Genomic DNA, 21,586 nt, shown 5'->3' with positions numbered 1-21,586 from the left:
ACGCTACCCCATCGGGGGACGCGGACCGAGGACATCTGTGCCAATCCTCAGGTGTGTCGCGCCACAGGCGATGGCGTCCTCGAGGTCGTGGCTCATGCCCGCGGACAGGAGCGTCGCCTCCGGGTGGGACGCCCGCAGCTCGCCGGACAGCGCGTGGAGCCATTCGAAGGCCGGCCGCGGGTCCGCCCCCAGCGGGGCGACGGCCATGAGACCCCGCAGGCGCAGGCCCTCGAGGGAAGCGACCTGGTCCGCCAGAGCCGGCAGGCTTGCCGGAAGCGCTCCCCCGCGCCGCGTCTGCTCCTCGGCGGCCGGGTCGAGGTTGACCTGCAGCAGCACGTCGAGATCGGCGCGGCCGTGGTTCTCACGCTCCGCCAGCACCGCCCGCGAGAGGGCGGAGGCGATGGACTCACGGTCCACGGAATGCACGGCGGACGCATAGCGCACCACGGAGCGGGCCTTGTTGCTCTGCAACTGGCCGATGAAGTGCCAGCTGAGCCCTTCAAGGTCCTCCAGCTCAGCCGCCTTCGCCGAGGCTTCCTGATCCCGGTTCTCACCGACCTCCCGCACGCCCAGAGAATACAGGCGCCGGACGTCCTCGGCGGGATGGAACTTGGTGACCACGATCAGCTCGGGCTTCTCCCGCGCCGCTTGGCGGGAGGCGTCCTCGATCCGCCGGCGGACCCGCTCCAGCCGGGCGGCCAGTTCAGCGGTCCGCTCGTCCTGCGGCGCGCCGTCGACAGCCGATTGGGTGTTCATGCGTTCTCCCACCAGATCAGTCCCGCCAGTCGCCCCTCACCAGGGGCCCGCCGATGCGAGTACAGATTGTCATTCTCCATCGTGCACTCCCCGCGGTACAGCACGGGGACGCCCTCGGCCGCGAGCTGCGAGCTCACACCGGCCGGCAGATCCAGGGCGGGGGTCCCCCAGCTCGTTTCGGCGAAGGTGGCGGGGACCACGTCCGCCACCTCGTCCCGGAGCGCGGACGGAACCTCATAGCAGCGACCGCAGACGCTCGGGCCCAGCCAGGCTTTGATGTCACGGGCGCCAAGGCGGCGCATGGTCTCCAGCGCCGCGGGCACCACGCCCGCGGCGAGGCCGGGACGGCCGGCATGGACCGCGGCCAGCACGGGTGCGCCGTCGCCGTCGCCGGCCAGCAGGACCGGGACGCAATCGGCGACCATGACGGCCAGCGGCAGTCCCCGCGAGACCAGGCCGTCGGCCACCGGCGCGTCGGCCCCCTGGCTCACGGCGCCGACCACGGTCACGTCCTTGCCGTGCACCTGGGACATGTACTGCACCGGGCCGGTGCCGAGCCGTTCCTCGAGCGCCGAGCGGTTCACGCGCACGGCCTCCGCGTCGTCGCCGACGTGGAACGCCAGATTCCCGGCCTCCGTGCTGGTGAAGGCGCCCCGCACGCCCGGGATCAGTTCCGCCTGCCAGGCGAACATCGCTGGTCCTTTCCTCAGGTCCTCATGGACAGGGACCCGCAAGCCGGTGGCCTGCGGGTCCCTGTCCTCAGTTCAGTCGTGCCGGCCTACTTGAGGAAGTCCGGAACGTCCAGCTCGCCGCCACTGCTGAGGTCGGGCTCGACGACGGTCGGCAGCTCGGCCTGGAAGTCCGGCTCCTTCACGGGGCTGGAGGAGCGCTGGCCCCAGGCGCTGAGGCCTGCCGCCGGGGTGGCGGCCGGAGCAGCGGCCGCGGGTCGCTGGGCAGGCTGCGCGGGAGCGGGCTCCTGAGCCGGCACGGCGGGCTTGCTCTCCAGGGACGGCGAAGTCGCCTGGACATCGTCGAAACCGGCCGCGATGACCGTGACGCGGGCCTCGTCACCGAGGGCGTCATCGATGACGGCGCCGAAGATGATGTTGGCCTCGGGGTGCGCGACCTCCTGGACCAGACGGGCGGCCTCGTTGATCTCGAACAGACCGAGGTCGCTGCCACCCTGGATGGAGAGGAGCACGCCGTGCGCGCCGTCGATCGACGCTTCGAGCAGCGGCGAGGCGATGGCCAGCTCCGCGGCCTTGACCGCACGGTCATCGCCGCGGGCCGAGCCGATGCCCATGAGAGCCGAACCGGCGCCCTGCATGACCGACTTCACGTCGGCGAAGTCGAGGTTGATCAGACCCGGGGTCGTGATGAGGTCCGTGATGCCCTGAACACCGGAGAGCAGCACCTGGTCCGCGGAGCGGAAGGCGTCCAGGACGGAGACGTTGCGGTCGCTGATGGAGAGCAGGCGGTCGTTCGGGATGACGATGAGGGTGTCGACCTCGTCGCGCAGCGCGTCGATGCCGTTCTCGGCGCTCGTGGCACGGCGCTTCCCCTCGAAGGTGAACGGACGGGTGACCACACCGATGGTCAGGGCGCCGAGCGAACGGGCGATGCGCGCCACCACGGGAGCGCCACCGGTGCCGGTGCCGCCGCCCTCGCCTGCGGTCACGAAGACCATGTCCGCGCCGCGGAGCACTTCTTCGATCTCGTCCGAGTGGTCCTCGGCCGCCTGGCGTCCGACATCGGGGTTGGCGCCGGCGCCGAGACCGCGGGTGAGTTCGCGCCCGACGTCGAGCTTGACGTCCGCGTCACTCATGAGGAGCGCCTGGGCATCGGTGTTGATGGCGATGAATTCCACACCGCGCAGCCCAACGTCAATCATCCGGTTGACGGCATTCACGCCACCGCCGCCGATGCCGACGACCTTGATGACGGCCAAGTAATTCTGCGGTGCTGCCACGTTACGTGCCCCTTGGGTAGTTTCTTACGATGTCTGCTCTCAACCCAAACCTTAACCCTCTAGTTGAGGGTTATAGTTATGTCAAGTAACTCTGTCTTTGACGGTATGTGCTGCACTGCCCACAATCAATGACCCCGGCGCGCGTGTCGCCCAAGTCCGCCGGGGAAGTCACTTGGTGACCGGGTGCCTTGGGGCGCTCACGTCGAACGTGCGCACCGGGTTCTCGGGGTCCTCAGGCATCTTGAGCAGCGCCTGAAGGACCTTGGACTTCAGCTCCCGGTCCTCCGCATTGCCCCAGATGACCTTGCGCCCATCCTTCAAGTTGAGGGTGACGGAATCGACCGAGGAAGCGGTCGCATCCGACAACTGCGCCAGCACCGACGGCGGAAGGGTGCCCAGGACCGAAGTGACCGTGGCGAACACGTCCGCCGACATCTTCTTGTCCGTGCCGTCCACCAGCGGCAGCTTCGCGGCCCCCGGATCCTTGACGGCGGCGAGCGGCGTGCCCTCCGCGTCCACCAGGCTCAGCCCCGCGGCTTTCTTGAGGACCGCCACGGGCGCCCGCTCGACGACGTCGAGCACCAGCGTGTTCGGCGGCCGGAAGTGCATGTCCCACGACTTGATCTGGACCACGGGCTGCAGGAGCCGCTCCACGTCATCGTGACTGATCTGCGGCAGCGGCTTGCCGTTCAGGGGCTTCAGCTTCTCCTGAACCAGCTGCGCGTCCACGATCTTGGTCCCGCGGACCGAGACGTCCTTGAGCGCCAGGACCGGGCTGTACACCGCCACCAGCATGACCAGCGCGATGACGGCCACCACGGCGCCCAGCATGATCAGAAGATTCCTGCGCCGACGGAGACGGGGCGGCTCGGGGAAGGCGAGGACGTCCGCGACGCCCTCCCCCGCTCCTCCGGTGCGCTGCTCAGCCATCGGAGTCCTTCGCGGACAGTGCCTCGAGGATCTGATCACCGTAGGCGGTCACGTCACCGGCGCCGACCGTCAGGACGATGTCCCCCTCCTGGGCCGTCGCCAGCAGTGCCTCGAGCGCAGGGGCGCCCGCGGGACTCGGCTCGGTGCCCAGCGGATCGGTGATGAGCCGGCTCGTGACGCCTTCGATGGGATCCTCACGGGCCGGATAGATGTCCAGCACCACCGCGGTGTCCGCCAGGCGCAGGCTGTCCGCGAACTCCTGCGCGAACTCCCGGGTGCGGGAGAACAAGTGGGGCTGGAAGAGGACGTGCAGGCGGTGCTCCCCTGCGACGCTCCGGGCGGCGGTCAGCGCCGCACGGACCTCCGTCGGGTGGTGGGCGTAGTCGTCATAGACCTTGACCCCGCGGGCCTCGCCCTTGAGCTCGAAGCGGCGCGCGGCGCCACGGAATCCCTTCAGGGCGTGCAGCGCGTCCTCGGCGTTGATGCCCAGCTCCAGCGCGACGCCGAGCGCGGCCAGCGCGTTCAGCTGGTTATGCCGGCCCGGGACGGCGAGCTCGAGCGGGAACTCCTGCTCTCCCACGCGCACCGACGGAGCCTGATCCGTGCCGAGCAGGCGCAGCTCGGCCCGTTCCGACGCGCCGTAGCGCAGGACCCGGGTGCTGCCCCGTGCGGTGACGCGGTCCGCCAGGGCGGCGGCGCCGTCGTCGTCCGCGCAGACCACCAGGAGGCCGTCCGCGGGCAGCAGGGCCGTGAAGTCGTCGAACGCCTGGTACACGGCCTCGGCCGTGCCGTAGTGGTCGAGGTGGTCCGCCTCGACATTGGTGACCACGGCGATGCGCGGCGCGTAATTCAGGAAGGAGCCGTCCGACTCATCCGCCTCGGCCACGAACACGTCGTCCGCGCCGCTCGCGGCATTGACGCCGAGCGCCGGCACCGCAGCGCCGATCGCGTAGCTCGGGTCCAGGCCGATGCCCTTGAGAAGGACCGTGATCATCGAGGTGGTCGTGGTCTTGCCATGCGTGCCGGCCACCGTGACCACGCGGTCCTGCCCCATGAGCGCGGCCAGCGCCTGGGAACGGTGCAGGACGGGCAGCCCCGCCTCCCGCGCGGCCAGGAGCTCCGGGTTGTCGGCGCGGATGGCGGAGCCCGCCACCACCGTGCGGGCGTCGCCCAGGTTCGCGGCGTCATAGCCGACGGCGATCCGGGCGCCCTGCGCCTCCAGGTCCCGCATCACGGGAAGGTCCTTGGCATCCGAACCGGACACGGCGACTCCACGGGCCACCATGATGCGGGCGACGGCGGACATGCCCACTCCGCCGATCCCGATGAAATGCACCGGCTGCTCCACCGGCGTGCCTGCAAAGCTCAGGTCAGGGGTACTCATACTCGTGCTGCCTCCACCATCATGTCTGTCACACGTTCGTCCGCATCGCGGATGCCCTGCAGGCGCGCCACCGCGGCCATGGTCCGCAGCGCCTCCGCGTCCTGCACGAGCGGGATGACCGTGCCTTCGAGGAACACGGTGTCCAGGTCTGCGTCCTTCACCAGCAGGGCGCCTCCGGCGTCGACGAGCCCAGCAGCGTTGAGCGCCTGCTCACCGTTGCCGATCGGCAGCGGCACGAAGACGGCCGGCACTCCGACCGCGGACACCTCGCACACCGTCCCGGCGCCACTGCGGCACAGCAGCAGATCCGCTGCGGCATAGACGTTCTCCATGCCGTCCACATACTCGACCTGGCGGTATCCCTCCGCGGTGAGAGGCGCGCCCGAAGCGTCCAGGACGGACTTCCCCCGGCCGGTGATGTGCAGCGTCTGGATCCCCGCCGCGGCCAGGGCCGGGAGGCTCTGCGAGATTACGGTGTTGATGCTCTGCGCCCCGGAGGACCCACCGGTCACGATCAGCGTCGGACGGTCCTGGTCCAGGCCGAGCGCCTCCCGCGCGGCGGACCGGGCGGACTCGCGGTCCAGCTGGGCGATCTGCCGGCGCATCGGCATGCCGACGTGACGGGAGCCCTTGAGCCGGGTCTCCCGGAATGCCGTGCCGGTGGCGGCCGCGAACAGGGCGCCCACGCGGTTCGCCAGGCCCGGACGCACATTGGCTTCGTGGACCACCACGGGGATGCCCAGCTGACGCGCGGCGAGATACATCGGAGTGCACACATAGCCGCCGACGCCGAACAGCACGTCCGCCTGCGCGTCACGCAGGATGGCGCGCGCCTGCTTCACGGCGCCGAGCAGACGGCCCGGCAGGCGCAGCAGATCGGCGGACGGCTTCCGCGGCAGGGGGACGCGGTCGATGGTCTTCAGCTCATACCCGGCTTCCGGGACCAGCCGGGTCTCCATCCCGCTGGCCGTCCCGACCGCCACCACCCGGGCTTCCGGGTGTCGCGCCCTCAGGGCGTCGGCCACCGCGAGCATGGGGCTGATGTGCCCTGTGGTGCCGCCACCGGCGATGACCACGGACAAGGACGACGGGGTGTTCACGATCGGGAGACTCTTTCCTGTGTGCGGGACGCTCGGTCGGTAGTGGGCTTCCTGGGAGTGCGGGGTTTCGGCTTCCCGGGCCGGGCCGGCAGGCGGAGTCCCTTCCGTGCCGAGCCGGAGCTTCCCGTCACGCCTTTGCCCTTGGCGTTCGGCGACTGATCCGAGTCCCGGGCGAGGGAGAGCACCACGCCGATGGCGATCAGCGTCATCAGGAGCGCCGAACCTCCGTACGAGATCAACGGAAGCGGAACGCCGATGACCGGCAGGAGACCCGTCACCATCGCCATGTTCACCGTGGCCTGGCCGAGGATCCAGACCATGATGGAGCCGCCGAGCACCCGGTGGAACAGTTGCTCCTGGCGGATGACCACGCGGTAGATGTTGATGCCGAGCACGGCGAACAGCACGAGGACCACGACCGCGCCCACCAGGCCCAGCTCCTCGCCGATGATGGCGAAGATGAAGTCGTTGTGGGCCTCAGGGATCCAGGAGTACTTCTGGCGGCTCTGGCCCAGACCCGTGCCGAGCAGACCGCCGGACGCCAGCCCGAAGAGTCCGTTCGTGCTCTGGTATGCGGAGTCGTAGTCCTCACTGCACGCCTGGCCCGTCACCCACGTGGTGACACGGCACATGCGGTTGCCGCTCGTCAGGGCCGCCATTCCGGCGAGGCCGATCAGGAGGAGTCCGAAGCCGCCCAGGATGCGGAAATTCACCCCGGCGAAGAACAGCGCCGAGAAGAGGATGGACATCAGGATCAACGCGGTGCCGAGGTCATGCTGCACCATCACGATGCCCACGATCACGCCGCCGAAGATGACCGCCGGGATGTAGACGTGCTTCCACTGATCCAGCAGCTTCTCCTTGCGGAAGAGCACGTGGGCCAGCCAGACCGCCATGGCGAGCTTGGCGGCCTCCGAGGGCTGCAAGGAGAACCCGCCGATGTTGATCCAGTTCAGGTTGCCGTTGACCTTGGTGCCGACCACGAAGAGCGCCAGCAGGAGGGCGACGGCCAGGAAATAAGCGGGCCACGCGATCCGGTGCCAGAACTTCACGTTGCTGCGCGAGATCAGCATCATCACGACGAACCCGAGCACGCCCACCACGCCCTGCTTGAGGCCGTTCGCATACGGGGACTCACCCTGGGCGATCGACTCCACACTGGAGGCCGAGACGACCATGAGGATGCCGATGGCGGTCAGGGCGATCGTCGATCCCAGGATCAGGTAATACGCCGAGTTGCCGGCGGCGCCGCGTCCTTCGATCCGTCGGAACAAGGAGTCCAGGCTGTTCCGGACGCGGGGCCACCATCCGGTGGCTTGCTGAGGCGTGTTCTGCACGGCCTACTCCTCGGTTTCGCCCGCCTGACCGAGAACGACGTCGCGGACCGCGTCGATGAAGGCCTGGCCGCGGTGGGCATAGGAAACGAATTGATCCATGGAGGCGGAGGCGGGAGCCAGCAGGACCGTGTCCCCCGAAGCCGCCTGGCCCCGCGCCATGGTGACGGCACGGCGCATGGCGGAGTCGCCGTCGTCGGCCGCGGCCTGGTCCAGGGTGTCCAGGACCGGGGTGTCGGGGCTCTGGCGCGCCAGAGCCTCCCGCAGCTCGCGGCTTTCGGCGCCGATCAGGACCACGGCCTTGAGCCGGTCGCGGTGAGCCAGCACGAGTTCGTCGTACTGGACGCCCTTGGCCAGGCCTCCGGCGATCCAGATGACGTTCTTGAAGGAGGACAGGGCAGCGTCCGCGGCGTGCGGATTCGTGGCCTTGGAGTCGTTGATCCAGAGGATCCCGTCCTGCTTCGCCACGGCCTGGATGCGATGGCTGCCGGGCAGGTAGTCCTGCAGACCCTTGCGGACCGCTTCCGGCGCGACGCCGGCAGCCCGCGCCAGCGCGGCGGCCGCCAGGGCGTTGGCCACCATATGGCGGGGAGCCACCGGGCCCAGATCGGCCAGCGATGCGAGCTCCTGAGCCGAGTTCCGGCGTTCCTCGATGAAGGCGCGGTCCACCAGAAGGTCCTCGACCACGCCCACCATGCTCAGTCCCGGCGAGCCGGTGGTGAAGGCGATCGCGCGGCAGCCCTCGACGACGTCGGCCTCCTCCACCATCGCCTCGGTCTCCCACTGCTCGGCGTTGTAGATCGCGGCGACTTTGGTGTTGCGGTAGATCTTGGCCTTGTCGGCCAGATACGACTCGTACGAGCCGTGCCAGTCCACATGGTCCTCGGCCACATTGAGGCAGACGCTCGCCAGCGGCGACAGCGACTCGCTCCAGTGCAGCTGGAAGCTGGAGAGCTCGACGGCGAACACGTCGTACTCGACCGGATCACGCAGCGCGTCCAGCACGGGAGTGCCGACATTGCCGACCGCGATGGCCTTGAGCCCGGCGGCCTGCAGGATGGACTCAGTCATGCCGACCGTGGTGGTCTTGCCGTTGGTGCCGGTGATCGCGACCCACTCGGGGGTCTTACGTCCTTCACGGACCGAGACGCGCCACGCGAGTTCGATGTCGCCCCAGACCGCCACATGGCGGCGGGCCGCTTCGGCCAGCAGCGCCTGATCGGGCCGCCAGCCGGGCGAGGTGACCACGAGTTCCGCCGGCTCACCATTGACGAGCGGCAGATGCTCCACGGCGTCCGGGCCGAGCAGCACGTCCACGGCGCCGACGATCTTGAGCGTGTCGGCCTGGGCCCGCGCGGTGTCCGAGGTGGCCGAGTCGACCACCACCACGTGGGCTCCGAGTTCGATGAGCGTGTCCGCGGCCGCGAAGCCGGAGACCCCGATGCCGGTCACGACCACGCGCAGCCCGGACCAGTCGGCGTCCCAGGAGCGCAGGGAGTCGAGGCGCTCGGCCAGTGCTGGATTCTGTGCGGCGGTCACGGTGCGCTCAGCCAATCCGCGTAGAACACGCACAGGCCCAGGCCCACGAAAAGCCCGGCGAGGATCCAGAAGCGGACCACCACGGTGGTCTCCTGCCAGCCCTTGAGCTCGAAGTGGTGCTGCAGCGGGGCCATCTTGAAGATGCGCTTGCCGCCGCTGAGCTTGAAGTAGCCCACCTGCAGGATGACCGAGAGGGAGATGATGACGAACAGGCCGCCGATGAGGGCGAGCAGCAGTTCGGTGCGGGTGAGGATGGCGAAGCCGGCGACGGCGGCGCCGATGGCCAGGGAGCCCGTGTCACCCATGAAGATCTTGGCGGGTTTGGTGTTCCACCACAGGAAGCCCACCAGCGCGGCGCTCATGATGGCCGCCAGGATGCTCAGATCCAGCGGGTCACGCACCTCGTAGCACGGCACGCCCGGATCGACGACGGGGCAGGCGTACTTGCGCTGCCAGATGCCGATGAGGATGTAGGCGCCGAAGACCATGATGGCGGCGCCGGACGCGAGGCCGTCGAGGCCGTCCGTGAGATTCACGCCGTTGGACGCCGCGGTGACCAAGAAGTTGGACCAGATCACGAACAGCACCGCGCCCACGATGGTCCCCCCGAAGGCCAGGTTCAGCCACGGGATGTCGCGGACCAGGGAGATGTTGTACGAGGCCGGGGTCAGACCGTTCTCGTCCGGGAACGCCAGGGCGAGGAGCGCGAAGCTGATGCCCACCACCCCTTGCAGGATGAGCTTGCCCTTGGGTGTCAGCCCGAGGCTCTGCTGCCGGGAGATCTTCTTGAAGTCATCGAGGAACCCGACCAGGCCCATGCCCACGGTGAGGCCGAGCAGGAGCAGGCCCGACGCCGTCGGGCCGCTCGTGTGCGGGTTCATGATCCACATCAGCAGATGGGTCAGGAAGTAGGCGAGGACCACGGAGACGACCCACACGGCGCCGCCCATGGTCGGGGTGCCGCGCTTGGTGTGGTGCGAGGTGGGTCCGTCGTCGCGGATGATCTGGCCGTAGCCGCGCTTCACCAGGAGACGGATGAAGGCAGGAGTTCCCACCAGGGAGAACAGGAGCGCCATTCCAGCGCCGGTCAACAGGGCAATCACAGCTGTTCGCTCCCTTCCCCGCCGAGCGTCGGTCCATGCGTCGAGGAGGACGCGGGCGCAGCGGAAGTGGCCTGTCCCCGTAATGCTATCCGATCACCCAGATGCCTCAGGCCAACGCCATTCGACGATTTGAAGAGCACCAGATCGCCCGGGAGCAGCTGCTCGGCGAGGATCGCCTCGGCCTCGTCGAGGTCCGCGGCGAACAGCGCCTCGCTCCCCCACGAGCCCTCGTTGATGGCGGAGATGTAGAGTGCCCGCGCCTCCTGGCCGACCACCAGAAGCTGGTCGATGTTCAGGCGCACCACCTGGGTGCCGACGGCGGTGTGCTCGCGGATCGAGTCCTCGCCGAGTTCCAGCATGGCTCCGAGCACGGCCCAGGTCCGGCGCTCCCGGCCCAGCTGGGCGAGGGTCTTCAGCGCGGCACGCATCGATTCGGGATTGGCGTTGTACGCGTCGTTGATCACCGTGACGCCGTCGGGGCGCTCGGTGCGCTCCATCCGCCAGCGGCTCGAGGCCTTCTGAGCGCTGAGCGACGCGGCGATGTCCTCCGGGCGAACGCCCAGGGCGAAGGCGGCGGCAGCCGCGGCCAGGAGGTTGTTCACATGGTGGAGGCCGATCAGCTGAGACGTGACCCTGTGGGTGGACCCGTCCGGGAAGTGCGCGTCGAATACCGGCTGGCCGGCGTCGTCCAGCGTGAGGTTCTGGGCCCGGAGGCCGGCAACTGCGGAGCCGTCCGCGCTGAAGCCCAGGACCGGCGCCACGGCGCGGTCCCGCATGGCGGCGACGCGGTGGTCATCGAGGTTGAGGATCACTGTGCCGTCCGCGGGGATCGCCTCGGCGAGCTCGCCCTTGGCGATCGCGATGTTCTCCACGCCGCCGAACTCGCCCGCGTGGGCCGTTCCGACACAGAGGACCACGCCGACCTCGGGGCGGACCATGCCGCACAGGTACTGGATGTGGCCGATGCCCGTGGCGCCCATCTCGATCACGAGGTACCGCGTGTCCACGGTCGCCTGGAAGACCGTGAGGGGGACGCCCACCTCACCGTTGTAGGAACCCTGCGGCGCCACCGTGGGACCCTGGCCCGACAGGATGCCTGCCAGCAGGTCCTTGGTGGTGGTCTTGCCCGCGGAGCCGGTGATGCCGACCACGGAGAACTCGTCGCCGCGCTGCTCACGGGCCTGCCGGATGCGCTCGACGGCGGCCGCGGCCAGCGCGCCCATGGCGAGGACGGCGTCCGGGACGATCACGCTCGGGTACGGGAGTCCGTCCCCGTCGGTCACGAGCCGTTCGGCGAGGGTCAGGACCGCTCCGGCGGCGAACGCGGAGGCGATGAAGTCGTGCCCATCGGCCTGTTCACCCGCCTTCGCCACGTACAGCGAACCAGGGCCCGCCTCCCGTGAGTCGGTGACGACGGACGCCGGTGTCAGATGGGGATTGGCGGCCAGTTCGCCGCCCGTGATCTGGGCGATTTCAGCCGCTGTGAAGTCAATCATCTCGTGTAGGAGCCTAGTCGTTCGTCGTCGAATCGCGGAATCCACGCGCCGCCAGAGCGGCCCGGAGTTCCTCCCGGTCATCGAGCGCGATGTTCACGCCCTTGACCTCCTGCCAGACCTCGTGGCCACGTCCGGCCACGAGGATCGTGTCCTGCGGGCCAGCGAGCTCCACGGCCCTGCGGATCGCCTCATCCCGGGGGAAGGACTCCTCCACGAGGACGTCGGGACGCTCCTGGTCCCGGGCCTGGAAGGCTCCTGCAATGACTTCGGAGCGGATGCCCGCGGGGTCCTCGTCATGGGGGTCGTCATCGGTGACGATCACCACGTCCGCGCCCCGCACGGCGGTGGCGCCCATGATCGGCCGCTTGCCGGCGTCGCGCTCCCCGGTGGCGCCGAAGACGACGATCACCTTGCCCGTGCCGTCGGGCGAGCGGACGGCCTGCAGGGCCCGTTCCAGAGCGTCGGGGTTGTGGGCGAAGTCGACGATCGCGCGGGGCTCGGTGGCCACCACCTGCATGCGGCCGGGAACCTGGACGGACAGCGGATCACCACCGGCGAGCACTCCTGCCATCTCCTCCACGGAGACACCGGAACGCAGCACCATCACGATCGCAAGGGCGGCGTTGGCCACGTTGAACCCACCGGGCAGCGGGACGCGGGCCCGGAGCACGGCGCCGTCGGGGCCATGCAGCGCGAAGTCGGAACCCAGCGCCCCGTGGCTGACGACGTCCTGCACGGTCCAGTCGGCGTCGGTGGCGACATCGGGGCTGACGGCGAGGCGCGTCACGGGGATGCGGCTCGCGTCGGCGAAGCGGCGGCCCCACTCGTCGTCGACGATCACGACGCCGGCGGCGGCGTGTTCGGGAGTGAAGAGCAGCCCCTTCGTGGCGAAGTACTCCTCCATGCTGCCGTGCAGGTCCAGGTGGTCCTGGGTCAGGTTGGTGAAGCCGGCGACGTCGAACAGGACCCCGTCCACGCGATGGAACTGCAGAGCGTGGGAGGACACCTCCATGGTCACCGCGCCGAGGCCGTGCTGCCGCATGCGCGCCATGAGCGCCTGCACATCACTGGATTCGGGCGTGGTCAGCACGCTCGGGATCGCCTCGTCACCCGCGAGGATCTCGATGGTCCCGATCAGTCCGGGGACCACGCCGAGCCCGCGGAGCAGCGCGTTGACGAAGTAGGACGTGGTCGTCTTGCCGTTCGTCCCGGTCACACCGAAGCGCCGCAGGCCGTCCTGGGGCCCGTTCCCGTAGAGGGTGGCGGCCAGCTGCCCGACGACGGCGCGCGGCTCGGGATGGATCAGGACCGGCACGCTCTCCACGGTGGTGTCCCACGCCAGCAGGCGGGCGCCCTCCTGGTCTGTGAGCACGGCGACGGCCCCGTCCGCGACGGCCTGCGCCGAGAAATCAGCGCCATGCCGATGCGCGCCCGGAAGGGCGACGTACAGATCGCCGGGCAGGACGCTCCGCGAGTCGTTGGTGATCCCGGAGACCACCACGTCGGCCTGCGGCCCGGCGTCCAGGCCGAGGCTCTCCGCCAGACGGCCCAGCGCTACGGCAGGGGGCGTCTGCGGCCGGAAGACCCGGGCCTTGCGTTCCTGCCCGGCACCGGACCGGACCGCGGGGTTGGCTTCATGCTCTGACACGTATCTGCTCCAAAAGATCTGCTGCGGTGGATCCGGTGCGAGCCGGAGGTCCGGAAAAGGTCGGGGTCACTTGCCGTTGCCGGAGGAGCCTCCGGGACCAAACTGGTCCAGATGCACGGGCTTGCCGGTGGACGGCGGGACATTGTTCACGCGGAGCACCTGGCCCATGACCGAGCGGAAGATGTCGGCGCCGTCGATGCCGAAGATCTTGTCCTGCGGCCGCTGCACGAGCACCTCGACGATGTACTGGGGATTGTCCATGGGAGCCATCCCGACGATCGAGGCGGTGTACCCGCAGAAACCGGGTCGGCCGTTGTCACAGGGTGATTCGGAGGTGCCGGTCTTGGCACCCACGCGGTATCCGGGAATGGCCGCGTCCTTCCACTCGCCTTCCGTGACGACGCTTTCCAGCATGTCCCGGGTCTGCTTGGCGGTGGACTTGGAGATGACCTGACGGGAGGGACCCATGGGGGCTTTCTCCTCCGTGCCGTCCTCGTTGACGTAGCCGTCGATGAGGCGCGGCTCCAGCATGACGCCGTCGTTGGCGATGCTCTGATACGCCATGACCGTCTGCAGCACCGACTGGGAGACGCCCTGCCCGAACAGGACGGTGAACTCCTGGCGGCCGTCCCACTTCTCCGGCTTGCTGAGGATGCCGCCGGCCACCCCGGGCAGCGGCACGTTCGGAGCTTGGCCGATGCCGAAGCGCCGGAGCCAGTCGTAACGCTCCTGCTTGCTCAGCCGCTGGCCGGCCATGACGGTCCCCGTGTTCAGGGAGTAGCCGAGGATGCCGGCGAGCGTCCGGTTGAAGGTCGGGTGGCTGAAGGAGTCCTCGAACGTCTGCCCGTTCACCGTGTAGCTGTTGGGGATCGAGAACTGCTCCATCGGCTTGGACTTGCCCTCTTCGATCAAGGCGGCCGCCACGAGGGGCTTCTCCACCGAACCGGGCTCGAGCGCGGCCGTGACCGACCGGACGCCGCGGTCCTCGGGCGCCACACCACCGGGATTGTTCGGATCCGGGGTGTTGGTGTCCGCCATGGCGACGATCTTGCCGGTCTTCACTTCCTGCACCACGACGCTGCCCCATTCGGCGCCCAGGTTGTTCACCTGGGTCTGAATGACCTGCTGGGCGTAATACTGCAGATCGCTGTCAATGGTGAGCTTGACCGTCTTGCCGTTCTTGGCGGGGGTGATGCGGTCCGGCGCCACCGGGATGACGAGACCGTCGGCGCCCATCTCGAAGCTGCGGGATCCAGGGGTGCCGGTCAGCACGGAGTTCTGGGTCTGCTCGATCCCGGCGATGCCGTCCTTGCCGTCCTTGAGGAAGCCGATGATCCCGCCGGCCACCGCGCCGTTCGGGTAGACACGCTGGCTCGTGCCCTGCGTGACGACGCCGGGCACGGCCAGTTCGAGGATCGCGTCGGCCGTCTCGGGCTTCACGCCGCGCGCGAGGAGCTTGTACTGCGAGGTGCCGGTGGCGGCCTTCTTGACGTCCTCGTACGGCATCTTCAGCAGTCCGGCGAGATCCTGGAGGCCCTGATCACGGCTGATCTTGATCGCCTTGGTGGGGTCCTTGGGGTCGGTGCGCCAGAAGCTGTCCTTGCCCGTGTTCTGCTTCGGATCGATCACCACGTCATAGCGGATGATCGAATTCGCGAGAACGGTTCCCTTGGAATCGACGATCGCACCCCGCTGCGCCGGAAGTTCGATGGTCCGGGAACGCTTGGCCTGGGCGGCCTCGGCCAGCCCGCCGACATCGAAACCCTGGATGAGGACGAGCTGGCCACCCACCACCAGGAGCAGGGTGAGCATGATGCCCAGGCCGATGCGGAGCCGGAGCTGAACGCGCCGCGCGGTCCCCCGCTGTTTCGTCTTGCCTGTCCTCACCACGACTCGCCCTCTCACTGCCTACCGGTGAGGTAGGTCTTGTCCTCTGTCGATCAGTTGACGGGGGTCCGCTGCGCAGGCGCCGGGACCGTTCCCCCGTTCAATTGAACCTTAGGAACCTGAGGAACCGCCGGAGCCTGCGCCGTGGTCTTGCTCTCGGCGGGCTTCTTCTGGGTGGAGTCCGTGGTGGCCTGGTCCTCGGTGGAGGACGGGACGACGCTCAGCTGACCGGCGATGGCAGGCGCGGCGATGATGGCCGACTTGGTCTTCTCATCCTTGGTCGCCGCGACGGCCTTGCCGCTCACGGTGGTGCGGTCCAGGTCGATCTGCCCCTGGCCTGCGGACGGGACCATGCCCATCGCGGTGGCCTTCGCGGCGAGGTTCTGCGGCGCGTTGAAGTTCTGGACCTCCTGGGAGAGCTCCTGGTTCTTCTTCGTCAGGGCCGACTGCTTCGCCTTGAGCGCCACCATGTCGTACTGGCCCTGGGAGAGCTGGATGTTGAGCAGCAGGACGCCCACGAGGGCTGCCGCGAGCACGGCGAAGCAGGACGCCACGAAAACGACCGACTTGCGGCGCGGCGCGGAGGGCACGACGACGAGCGGCGTGCGCTTCCGCTGCGTCGGCTGCGGTGCCGGGGTGGCAAGCTTCCGGGCCGTGTTGCCGACGGTCCGGATGGCCGGGCGGGTGGTGACGCTGCTCATGCCGTCCTCCTGTCCTTGATGCGTTCGGCCGCGCGAAGGCGGGCCGAGGCCGCACGGGGGTTTTCCGCGATCTCTGCTTCGGTGGGCTGTTCGGTGCCCTTGGTGATGGTCTTGAGTTCCGGCTTGTGCTGCTCGAGTTCCACCGGGAACCCGTGCGGAGCCGATGAGGTGGAGCGGGACTGGAAGGTCCGCTTGACGATCTTGTCCTCCAGCGAGTGGTAGGACATCACGACCACGCGGCCTCCGAGGGCGATGGCGTCCACGGCGGCCGGGACGGCGCGCTCGAGAACGTCCAGTTCCTCATTCACCTCGATGCGCAGCGCCTGGAAGGTCCGCTTGGCGGGGTGACCGCTGTTCCGCGCGGCGGCTGCCGGCACCACTGCACGGATGGCCTCGACCAGCTCACCGGTGGTGGTGAAGGGGGTCTCGGCCCGGCGGGTGACGATGCTGCGGGCGATCCTGCCGGCGAACTTCTCTTCGCCCCAGGTGCGGATCAGCCGGACGAGGTCCTGTTCCTCATACTCGTTGACGACATCGGCCGCGGTCTGACCACGGCTGGTGTCCATTCGCATGTCCAGTGGAGCGTCGTAGGAGTAGGCGAAACCGCGCTCCCGCTCGTCGAGCTGAAGCGAGGAGACACCGAGGTCCATGAGGACGCCGTGTACGGCCGGGATTCCGAGTTCCTCGAGGACCTCGGGGATCTCGTCATACACGGCATGCACCAGGCTCGTACGTCCGGCGAAGGGGCTGAGCCGCTCACCGGCCAGGGCCAGAGCCTCCTCGTCACGGTCGATGCCGATCAGGTGGAGATCTTCATGGCGCTGCAGCAGGGCTTCCGAGTGGCCGCCCATGCCGAGGGTGGCGTCGATGACCACGGGACGCTCCCCGCGTCCACGTGCTGCATCGAAGCCGGGGGCCAGCAGCATCAGGCAACGTTCTTTGAGGACAGGGATGTGACGTTCGGAGGTGGGCCTTGACCCGCTCATCTCCGCCATGTGGTCTCCTGCCCTGGTGGTGTCGCCTACGTTCCTGCCTGCCGTGCGCTGCGCTTCCTGTGACGTGATCCCCATCCGCGCCGCGGGTCGGTCCGCCTGGCTCCGGGGAAGGTGAGCCAGGATGACCAGCCTTGGGCGGCTGGAGATCACGTCCAGGAAACGGCCTGGGTTCTTCCTCAGAAGATCCCGGGGATCGCGTCTTCGTCCGTGTCGGAGAAGGAGTTCTCCTGCTCCTCGAGGTACTGGTTCCAGGCCTGGGCGTCCCAGATCTCGGCCCGGGTTCCTGCGCCGATCACGGCCAGCTCCCGTCCCAGACCCGCGTACTCCCGGAGCGCCGGCGGAATCGTCACGCGCCCCTGCTTGTCGGGTACCTCATCAGAGGCTCCAGACAGAAAGACACGCATGTAATCGCGGGCTTGGCGGCTGGACAGTGGAGCCTGCCGCATCTGCTCGTGAATACGTTCGAATTCCTTCTGGCTGAAGACGTAGATGCAGCGCTCCTGGCCCCTTGTCAGAACCAGTCCGTTGGCCAGTTCCTCGCGGAACTTGGCCGGCAGGATGATGCGGCCTTTTTCGTCGAGACGCGGCGAGTGAGTGCCAAGGAACACTGCTCACCGCCGATCCGTCGAAAGCTGCCGTACTACCCCAAGTGCCGCCACTACCCTCTTACTGCCTCCACTGTACTCCACTTCGCACCACGGTCAAGGTCGAAACACGTTTTCTCCAGCGTGCTGTGTTGCGAAAATCCTTGCCAGCACTGGGATCCAGGGACGTGGTGGGAAGTGGAGGGAAAATCAGCGCCGGCAGCGCCCGGGAGTGCCGCGGGCGGACGGGAGCGCCGGGGAAAGGCCGGAAAACGGCCTGGAACACCCTCTGGGGAGGGAAAGGGAGGGAAGCGTGGAGCGAAGTGGTGGACTCCCGGCCACGCGCCGGGGAGGGAAAAGGAGGAGGTTGTGGAGCGACGTGGGAATGGGAGTGGAGGGCCGCTGAAATGCCGGTCCCGCCCTCGGAGGATGTGCACGCGGCATGCGGGCTGGGAGCCGCAATGAGGATGCGCGCGGCAAGCAGGGTGCGCACGGCAAGACCCGGAAACGACGAAGAGCCCGCCGAAGCGGGCTCTCGAGGCGACTCCCCCGCCGTCGTCGGGCGCCATCAGGGCGCCGGTGCGGCAGGGCTGCGGACTGACGGACGGACCGTCAGACGGAAAGGATCAGGGTTCTTCGCGGCGGCGCTGCTCCCAGCGCTGCTCCAGGTCCTCCATGAAGCCGGACCGCGGACGGGAGGGACGCGCGCCGGCGTCGCGGTGACCGGAGGCCGGGCTCAGTCCCTTGCCCATGCTGGTGGCGAAGTAGACGCCTCCACCCATGACCAGGAACCCGAGAACACCCACCACGATGTTCTGAAGCGTGACGCCGAGCAGCAGGACCAGGATGCCCGCGACCACGGCGAACGCGCCGATCACCAGGCGCTTGGTGGACCAGCGGTGAGCAGCACCCTGCTCCATCTGACTGGCGAACTTGGGATCGTCCTCATGCAGCTGTCGCTCCAGCTGCTCGAGCAGCCTCTGTTCATGCTCCGAGAGCGGCATGACGACCTCCTCATCTCCGGGCGCCAGTCGGCTTGATTCGTGGTGCCACTGACTAGTGCAACGGACTCCTCAGCGGGGAAGTTCCCCGTACTCCAATTTTAGGCCTCAGAACGTCCGGGTGAAAGTGGAGTTCGACTCATCCCGCCTTTTCAGGAGGACTTTCCGGCCCGGGCCGGTTCCGGGCCTTGGATCCGAGGAGCCGGGCCGGTGTGAGCCCGGAGGTTCCGAACTTGTCCCGCACCTCATCGAGGCTCTTCTCCACCTTGCGCCAGTTGTCGTCCTGCCGGTCGAAACTCAGCTGCACCGCACCCGATCCGGCCTCCAGATGGTCCGCCCGCACCCCGATCAGGCGGATCGCCTGCGGCAAGGGGCCCACGGCATCCAGCAGCATGCGGGACAGTTCGTACAGCTTTGCGCCGGAATCGGTGGCGTAATCGAGTCGGCGGCTCCGGGTGATGGTGCTGAAGTCGGCGTATCGCAGCTTGAGCGCCACCCCGCCCGCCGACATCTCACCGGAACGGAGCCTCCGGGCCACGCGGTGGGACAGGGAGAGCAGTGCCCGGTGAAGGGCCGCGGCGTCCCGGGTGTCCTCGGCGAACGTGGTCTCCGCGCTCATGCTCTTGTCCACCCGCTCGGAGGTCACCGGACGTGGGTCCCTCCCCCAGGCCAGCGCGTGAATGTGCTCCCCCATGGCCCCGAAGGCCTTGCGCAGCACGGGGAGCGGGGTCGCTGCGACGTCCGCCACGGTGCTCAGTCCCAGCCGGGCGAGCTGCTGTTCGGACTTGCCGCCCACACCCCAGAGCGCCTTGACCGGCAACGAATGCAAGTACTCGAGCTGCTGCTCCGGCTCGATCACCAGCAGGCCGTCCGGCTTGGACCGGGTGGAGGCGATCTTGGCCAGGAACTTGGTGCCGGCGATGCCCACGGAGGCGGAGACCCCCAGCTCGGCGCGGACGCGGCGCCGGATGTCCTGCGCGATCTCCACCGGTGACCCGACGCGGCGGAGCGCCCCGGACACGTCCAGGAACGCCTCGTCCACGCTGAGCTGCTCCACCGCGTCCGTATAGGAGCGGAAGAGTTCCATGAGCTGAGCCGACACTTCGTAGTACAGCTCGTGGCGGGGTGGGACGATCACCGCCTGAGGGCACCGGGCATAGGCCTGGGACATCGGCATCGCCGAGCGCACCCCGAAAGCGCGGGCCTCATACGAGGCGGACAGGACGACGGAGCGGTCCGCCGGGAATCCGACGATCACGGGGCGTCCGAGCAGTGCGGGATTCTCGCGCTGCTCCACGGAGACGAAGAAGGCGTCCATGTCCACGTGGAGGATGCTGCATCTCCTCCACCTCTCCAGTTCCCGCGCCTCCATACCCACCATGCTAGTCAGCTCCCCTGACAGAAGAACGCCTCTGCGGCGTCCGGCATCGACCTCCACGTCAGGCCCTCTAAAATAGGAGTGCCCCCGCCGGCACGTGGCCCGGCCGGGCCCTGCGGCTGCGCAGGCTCGATCCACCGGAGGAGTTCCGATTGACCAAGCACCCGACGGCGTGGCGACGCGCCGGTCTCGCCGTGGCTCTGTGCGTGGGGATGAGCCTCACGGCCTGCACCCCTGAGGCCGCCACTTCCGCGTCGACGTCCACCGCGACGCCGTCGGCCTCCCCGAGCGCCGCCGCGCAGGCCACGTCCACGGCGCCCGCGCTCCCCGCGAACTTCCCGACGGCGCTCATCCCGGCCATGCCGAAGCTCACCCAGGTGAGCGGCACCGTGAGCCCGCGCGGCGAGGTCACCGACGTCGCGTTCACCGGCACGGCGCCGTCCGCGCCGGCAGCGGTCGACGCGTTCTACACCGCACACTTCAAGAAGCTCGGCTTCACGGCGACCGCGTCGACCACGGTGGACGGCGTGCTGAACAAGACGTTCATCCGGAACAACGGAGACGAGACGGTCAGCCTGAACGCCGCACCCGCATCGGGTGGGAGCACCGTCACCATCGGCGCCACGGTGAGGACGGCCAACGCGAAATGACCACGGCATCGCAGCCCGGCCTGAGCGCCGAAGTGAACACTGAGCAGGCCCTCTTCGTCACCGCGGTGAACGAGCGGCTCGAAGACTTCCTCGACCGCCAGCGCCACCTGGTCTCGGGGATCTCCGAGGACGTCGCCCCCTTGCTCGACTCCATCCGCACCCTTGTGAGCGGGGGCAAGAGGATGCGCGCCCTGCTCGCGTACTGGGGCTTCCGGGCCGCGGGCGGCGCGGCACAGGCCGAGGAGGCGGTGCAGGCCGGCGTCGCGCTCGAGCTCTTCCAGGCGGCAGCGCTGATCCACGACGACATCATCGACCGCTCGGCCACCCGTCGCGGCCGGCCGAGCGTGCATCAGTCCTTCGCGGATCTCCATCAGGAGTCGGGCTGGCGGTTGGACCCGGAACGCTTCGGCCACGCCGCGGGCATCCTCACCGGGGACCTCTGCCTGTCGTTCAGCGAGGAGGCCTTCGCCGAGATCGGGGCGGCCACGCGCGCCGGCACCGTGGCACGAGGGATCTTCAACCGCATGCGGGCCGAGGTGATGGCCGGTCAGTACCTCGACATCCTCGAAGAGGTGGCCGGGCCGCTCCGCACGGTGGACGGGGCTGTCGAGCGGGCCCGCACCGTCATCCGCTTCAAGTCCGCCAAATACTCGACCGAGCATCCCCTGGCGCTCGGCGGCGCGATCGCAGGGGCGCCCCAGGAGCTCCTCGACGGGTTCTCCCGTTTCTCACTCCCCCTGGGCGAGGCGTTCCAGCTCCGGGATGACGAGCTGGGCGTCTTCGGCGATCCGCTCACCACGGGCAAGCCGGCCGGCGACGACCTGCGGGAGGGTAAGCGCACCCTGCTGGTCGCCTTCATGCGCGAACTGGGCACGCCGGATCAGGTGGGGTTCCTGGAAGCAGCTCTCGGCCACTCCGATCTGACCGACGACGACGTCGCGCGCGTCCGCGCGGACATGACGGCGTGCGGCGCGCTGGCGGCCGTCGAGACGGAGATCGACTCGCTCAGCGCCGCGAGCTTCACCGCACTGGACGAACTGCGCATTCCCGACCTGCCACGGCAGGCCCTGCGGTCCCTGGCCGAGGCGGCGGTCCAGCGGAGTTCCTGACACAAAATGATGAAGGGCAGGT

Annotated in this window: 19 protein-coding genes; 2 read left to right on the top strand and 17 right to left on the bottom strand. The window is 68.8% G+C overall.

All coding sequences use genetic code 11. The features are described from left to right. Nucleotides 1-3: 3 nt before the first annotated feature. The 17 genes from P9849_RS06670 to dinB form a co-directional block, all read right to left on the bottom strand. A complete protein-coding gene (locus P9849_RS06670; protein ID WP_278268859.1) occupies nt 4-756 on the bottom strand; it encodes a YggS family pyridoxal phosphate-dependent enzyme in 753 nt (250 codons plus the stop codon). Beyond that, complete coding sequence (locus tag P9849_RS06665; RefSeq protein WP_278268858.1) at nt 753-1,448, bottom strand: polyphenol oxidase family protein; 696 nt, start codon at nt 1,446-1,448, stop codon at nt 753-755. The genes P9849_RS06670 and P9849_RS06665 overlap by 4 nt, the downstream gene beginning before the upstream one ends. 86 nt (nt 1,449-1,534) lie before the next feature. Continuing rightward, a complete protein-coding gene (ftsZ, locus tag P9849_RS06660; protein ID WP_066215459.1) occupies nt 1,535-2,725 on the bottom strand; it encodes a cell division protein FtsZ in 1,191 nt (396 codons plus the stop codon). Between the two features lie 168 nt (nt 2,726-2,893). Next, nucleotides 2,894-3,655, bottom strand: coding sequence for a cell division protein FtsQ/DivIB (locus P9849_RS06655; RefSeq protein ID WP_278268857.1), 762 nt, complete (start codon nt 3,653-3,655; stop codon nt 2,894-2,896). Beyond that, on the bottom strand, nt 3,648-5,039 hold the full coding sequence (murC, locus tag P9849_RS06650; RefSeq protein WP_278268856.1) for a UDP-N-acetylmuramate--L-alanine ligase: 1,392 nt from the start codon (nt 5,037-5,039) through the stop codon (nt 3,648-3,650). The genes P9849_RS06655 and murC overlap by 8 nt, the downstream gene beginning before the upstream one ends. Next, a complete protein-coding gene (gene murG / locus P9849_RS06645; protein WP_278268855.1) occupies nt 5,036-6,139 on the bottom strand; it encodes an undecaprenyldiphospho-muramoylpentapeptide beta-N-acetylglucosaminyltransferase in 1,104 nt (367 codons plus the stop codon). Before murG ends, murC begins: the two co-directional genes overlap by 4 nt. Then, nucleotides 6,136-7,476, bottom strand: coding sequence for a putative lipid II flippase FtsW (ftsW, locus tag P9849_RS06640; RefSeq protein WP_278268854.1), 1,341 nt, complete (start codon nt 7,474-7,476; stop codon nt 6,136-6,138). The genes murG and ftsW overlap by 4 nt, the downstream gene beginning before the upstream one ends. A gap of 3 nt (nt 7,477-7,479) precedes the next feature. Continuing rightward, the gene (gene murD, locus P9849_RS06635) at nt 7,480-9,012 is read right to left on the bottom strand and encodes a UDP-N-acetylmuramoyl-L-alanine--D-glutamate ligase (protein ID WP_278268853.1); all 1,533 of its coding nucleotides are present in this window, start codon (nt 9,010-9,012) and stop codon (nt 7,480-7,482) included. Then, nucleotides 9,009-10,115, bottom strand: a complete 1,107-nt coding sequence (gene mraY / locus P9849_RS06630; RefSeq protein WP_278268852.1) for a phospho-N-acetylmuramoyl-pentapeptide-transferase — start codon at nt 10,113-10,115, stop codon at nt 9,009-9,011. The genes murD and mraY overlap by 4 nt, the downstream gene beginning before the upstream one ends. Next, complete coding sequence (gene murF, locus P9849_RS06625) at nt 10,112-11,611, bottom strand: UDP-N-acetylmuramoyl-tripeptide--D-alanyl-D-alanine ligase (protein ID WP_278268851.1); 1,500 nt, start codon at nt 11,609-11,611, stop codon at nt 10,112-10,114. Before murF ends, mraY begins: the two co-directional genes overlap by 4 nt. A gap of 13 nt (nt 11,612-11,624) precedes the next feature. Beyond that, on the bottom strand, nt 11,625-13,163 hold the full coding sequence (locus tag P9849_RS06620) for a UDP-N-acetylmuramoyl-L-alanyl-D-glutamate--2,6-diaminopimelate ligase (RefSeq protein ID WP_278269118.1): 1,539 nt from the start codon (nt 13,161-13,163) through the stop codon (nt 11,625-11,627). 162 nt (nt 13,164-13,325) lie between these two features. Beyond that, nucleotides 13,326-15,146, bottom strand: a complete 1,821-nt coding sequence (locus P9849_RS06615; protein WP_278268850.1) for a penicillin-binding protein 2 — start codon at nt 15,144-15,146, stop codon at nt 13,326-13,328. Nucleotides 15,147-15,199: 53 nt separating this feature from the next. Beyond that, nucleotides 15,200-15,847, bottom strand: a complete 648-nt coding sequence (locus P9849_RS06610; protein ID WP_278268849.1) for a hypothetical protein — start codon at nt 15,845-15,847, stop codon at nt 15,200-15,202. Next, complete coding sequence (rsmH, locus tag P9849_RS06605; protein WP_278268848.1) at nt 15,844-16,842, bottom strand: 16S rRNA (cytosine(1402)-N(4))-methyltransferase RsmH; 999 nt, start codon at nt 16,840-16,842, stop codon at nt 15,844-15,846. Before rsmH ends, P9849_RS06610 begins: the two co-directional genes overlap by 4 nt. A 176-nt stretch (nt 16,843-17,018) precedes the next feature. Beyond that, entirely contained in the window at nt 17,019-17,450 is a 432-nt protein-coding gene (mraZ, locus tag P9849_RS06600; RefSeq protein ID WP_066215498.1) for a division/cell wall cluster transcriptional repressor MraZ, read from the bottom strand. A 602-nt stretch (nt 17,451-18,052) separates the two neighbouring features. Beyond that, entirely contained in the window at nt 18,053-18,430 is a 378-nt protein-coding gene (locus tag P9849_RS06595) for a DUF3040 domain-containing protein (RefSeq protein ID WP_278268847.1), read from the bottom strand. Between the two features lie 136 nt (nt 18,431-18,566). Next, on the bottom strand, nt 18,567-19,745 hold the full coding sequence (gene dinB, locus P9849_RS06590; protein ID WP_278269117.1) for a DNA polymerase IV: 1,179 nt from the start codon (nt 19,743-19,745) through the stop codon (nt 18,567-18,569). A gap of 212 nt (nt 19,746-19,957) precedes the next feature. Between dinB and P9849_RS06585 the strand changes: the two genes are divergently transcribed. Continuing rightward, the gene (locus tag P9849_RS06585) at nt 19,958-20,455 is read left to right on the top strand and encodes a hypothetical protein (RefSeq protein ID WP_278268846.1); all 498 of its coding nucleotides are present in this window, start codon (nt 19,958-19,960) and stop codon (nt 20,453-20,455) included. Continuing rightward, a complete protein-coding gene (locus P9849_RS06580; RefSeq protein ID WP_278268845.1) occupies nt 20,452-21,564 on the top strand; it encodes a polyprenyl synthetase family protein in 1,113 nt (370 codons plus the stop codon). Before P9849_RS06585 ends, P9849_RS06580 begins: the two co-directional genes overlap by 4 nt. Nucleotides 21,565-21,586: the final 22 nt, after the last annotated feature.

It is taken from the genome of Arthrobacter sp. Y-9 (assembly GCF_029690065.1).
In the GTDB taxonomy this organism is placed as follows: Bacteria; Actinomycetota; Actinomycetes; order Actinomycetales; family Micrococcaceae; genus Arthrobacter_E.
The sequence above is the reverse complement of the archived record's forward strand: the minus strand, read 5'-3'. Positions and strand labels throughout refer to the sequence as shown.

Coding starts and splice junctions, on each gene's coding strand:
- P9849_RS06670 (WP_278268859.1), bottom strand. CDS start 756: ATGAACACCCAATCGGCTGTCGACGGCGCGCCGCAGGACGAGCGGACC.
- P9849_RS06665 (WP_278268858.1), bottom strand. CDS start 1,448: ATGTTCGCCTGGCAGGCGGAACTGATCCCGGGCGTGCGGGGCGCCTTC.
- P9849_RS06655 (WP_278268857.1), bottom strand. CDS start 3,655: ATGGCTGAGCAGCGCACCGGAGGAGCGGGGGAGGGCGTCGCGGACGTC.
- murC (WP_278268856.1), bottom strand. CDS start 5,039: ATGAGTACCCCTGACCTGAGCTTTGCAGGCACGCCGGTGGAGCAGCCG.
- murF (WP_278268851.1), bottom strand. CDS start 11,611: ATGATTGACTTCACAGCGGCTGAAATCGCCCAGATCACGGGCGGCGAA.
- P9849_RS06610 (WP_278268849.1), bottom strand. CDS start 15,847: ATGAGCAGCGTCACCACCCGCCCGGCCATCCGGACCGTCGGCAACACG.
- rsmH (WP_278268848.1), bottom strand. CDS start 16,842: ATGGCGGAGATGAGCGGGTCAAGGCCCACCTCCGAACGTCACATCCCT.
- P9849_RS06595 (WP_278268847.1), bottom strand. CDS start 18,430: ATGCCGCTCTCGGAGCATGAACAGAGGCTGCTCGAGCAGCTGGAGCGA.
- dinB (WP_278269117.1), bottom strand. CDS start 19,745: ATGGACGCCTTCTTCGTCTCCGTGGAGCAGCGCGAGAATCCCGCACTG.
- P9849_RS06580 (WP_278268845.1), top strand. CDS start 20,452: ATGACCACGGCATCGCAGCCCGGCCTGAGCGCCGAAGTGAACACTGAG.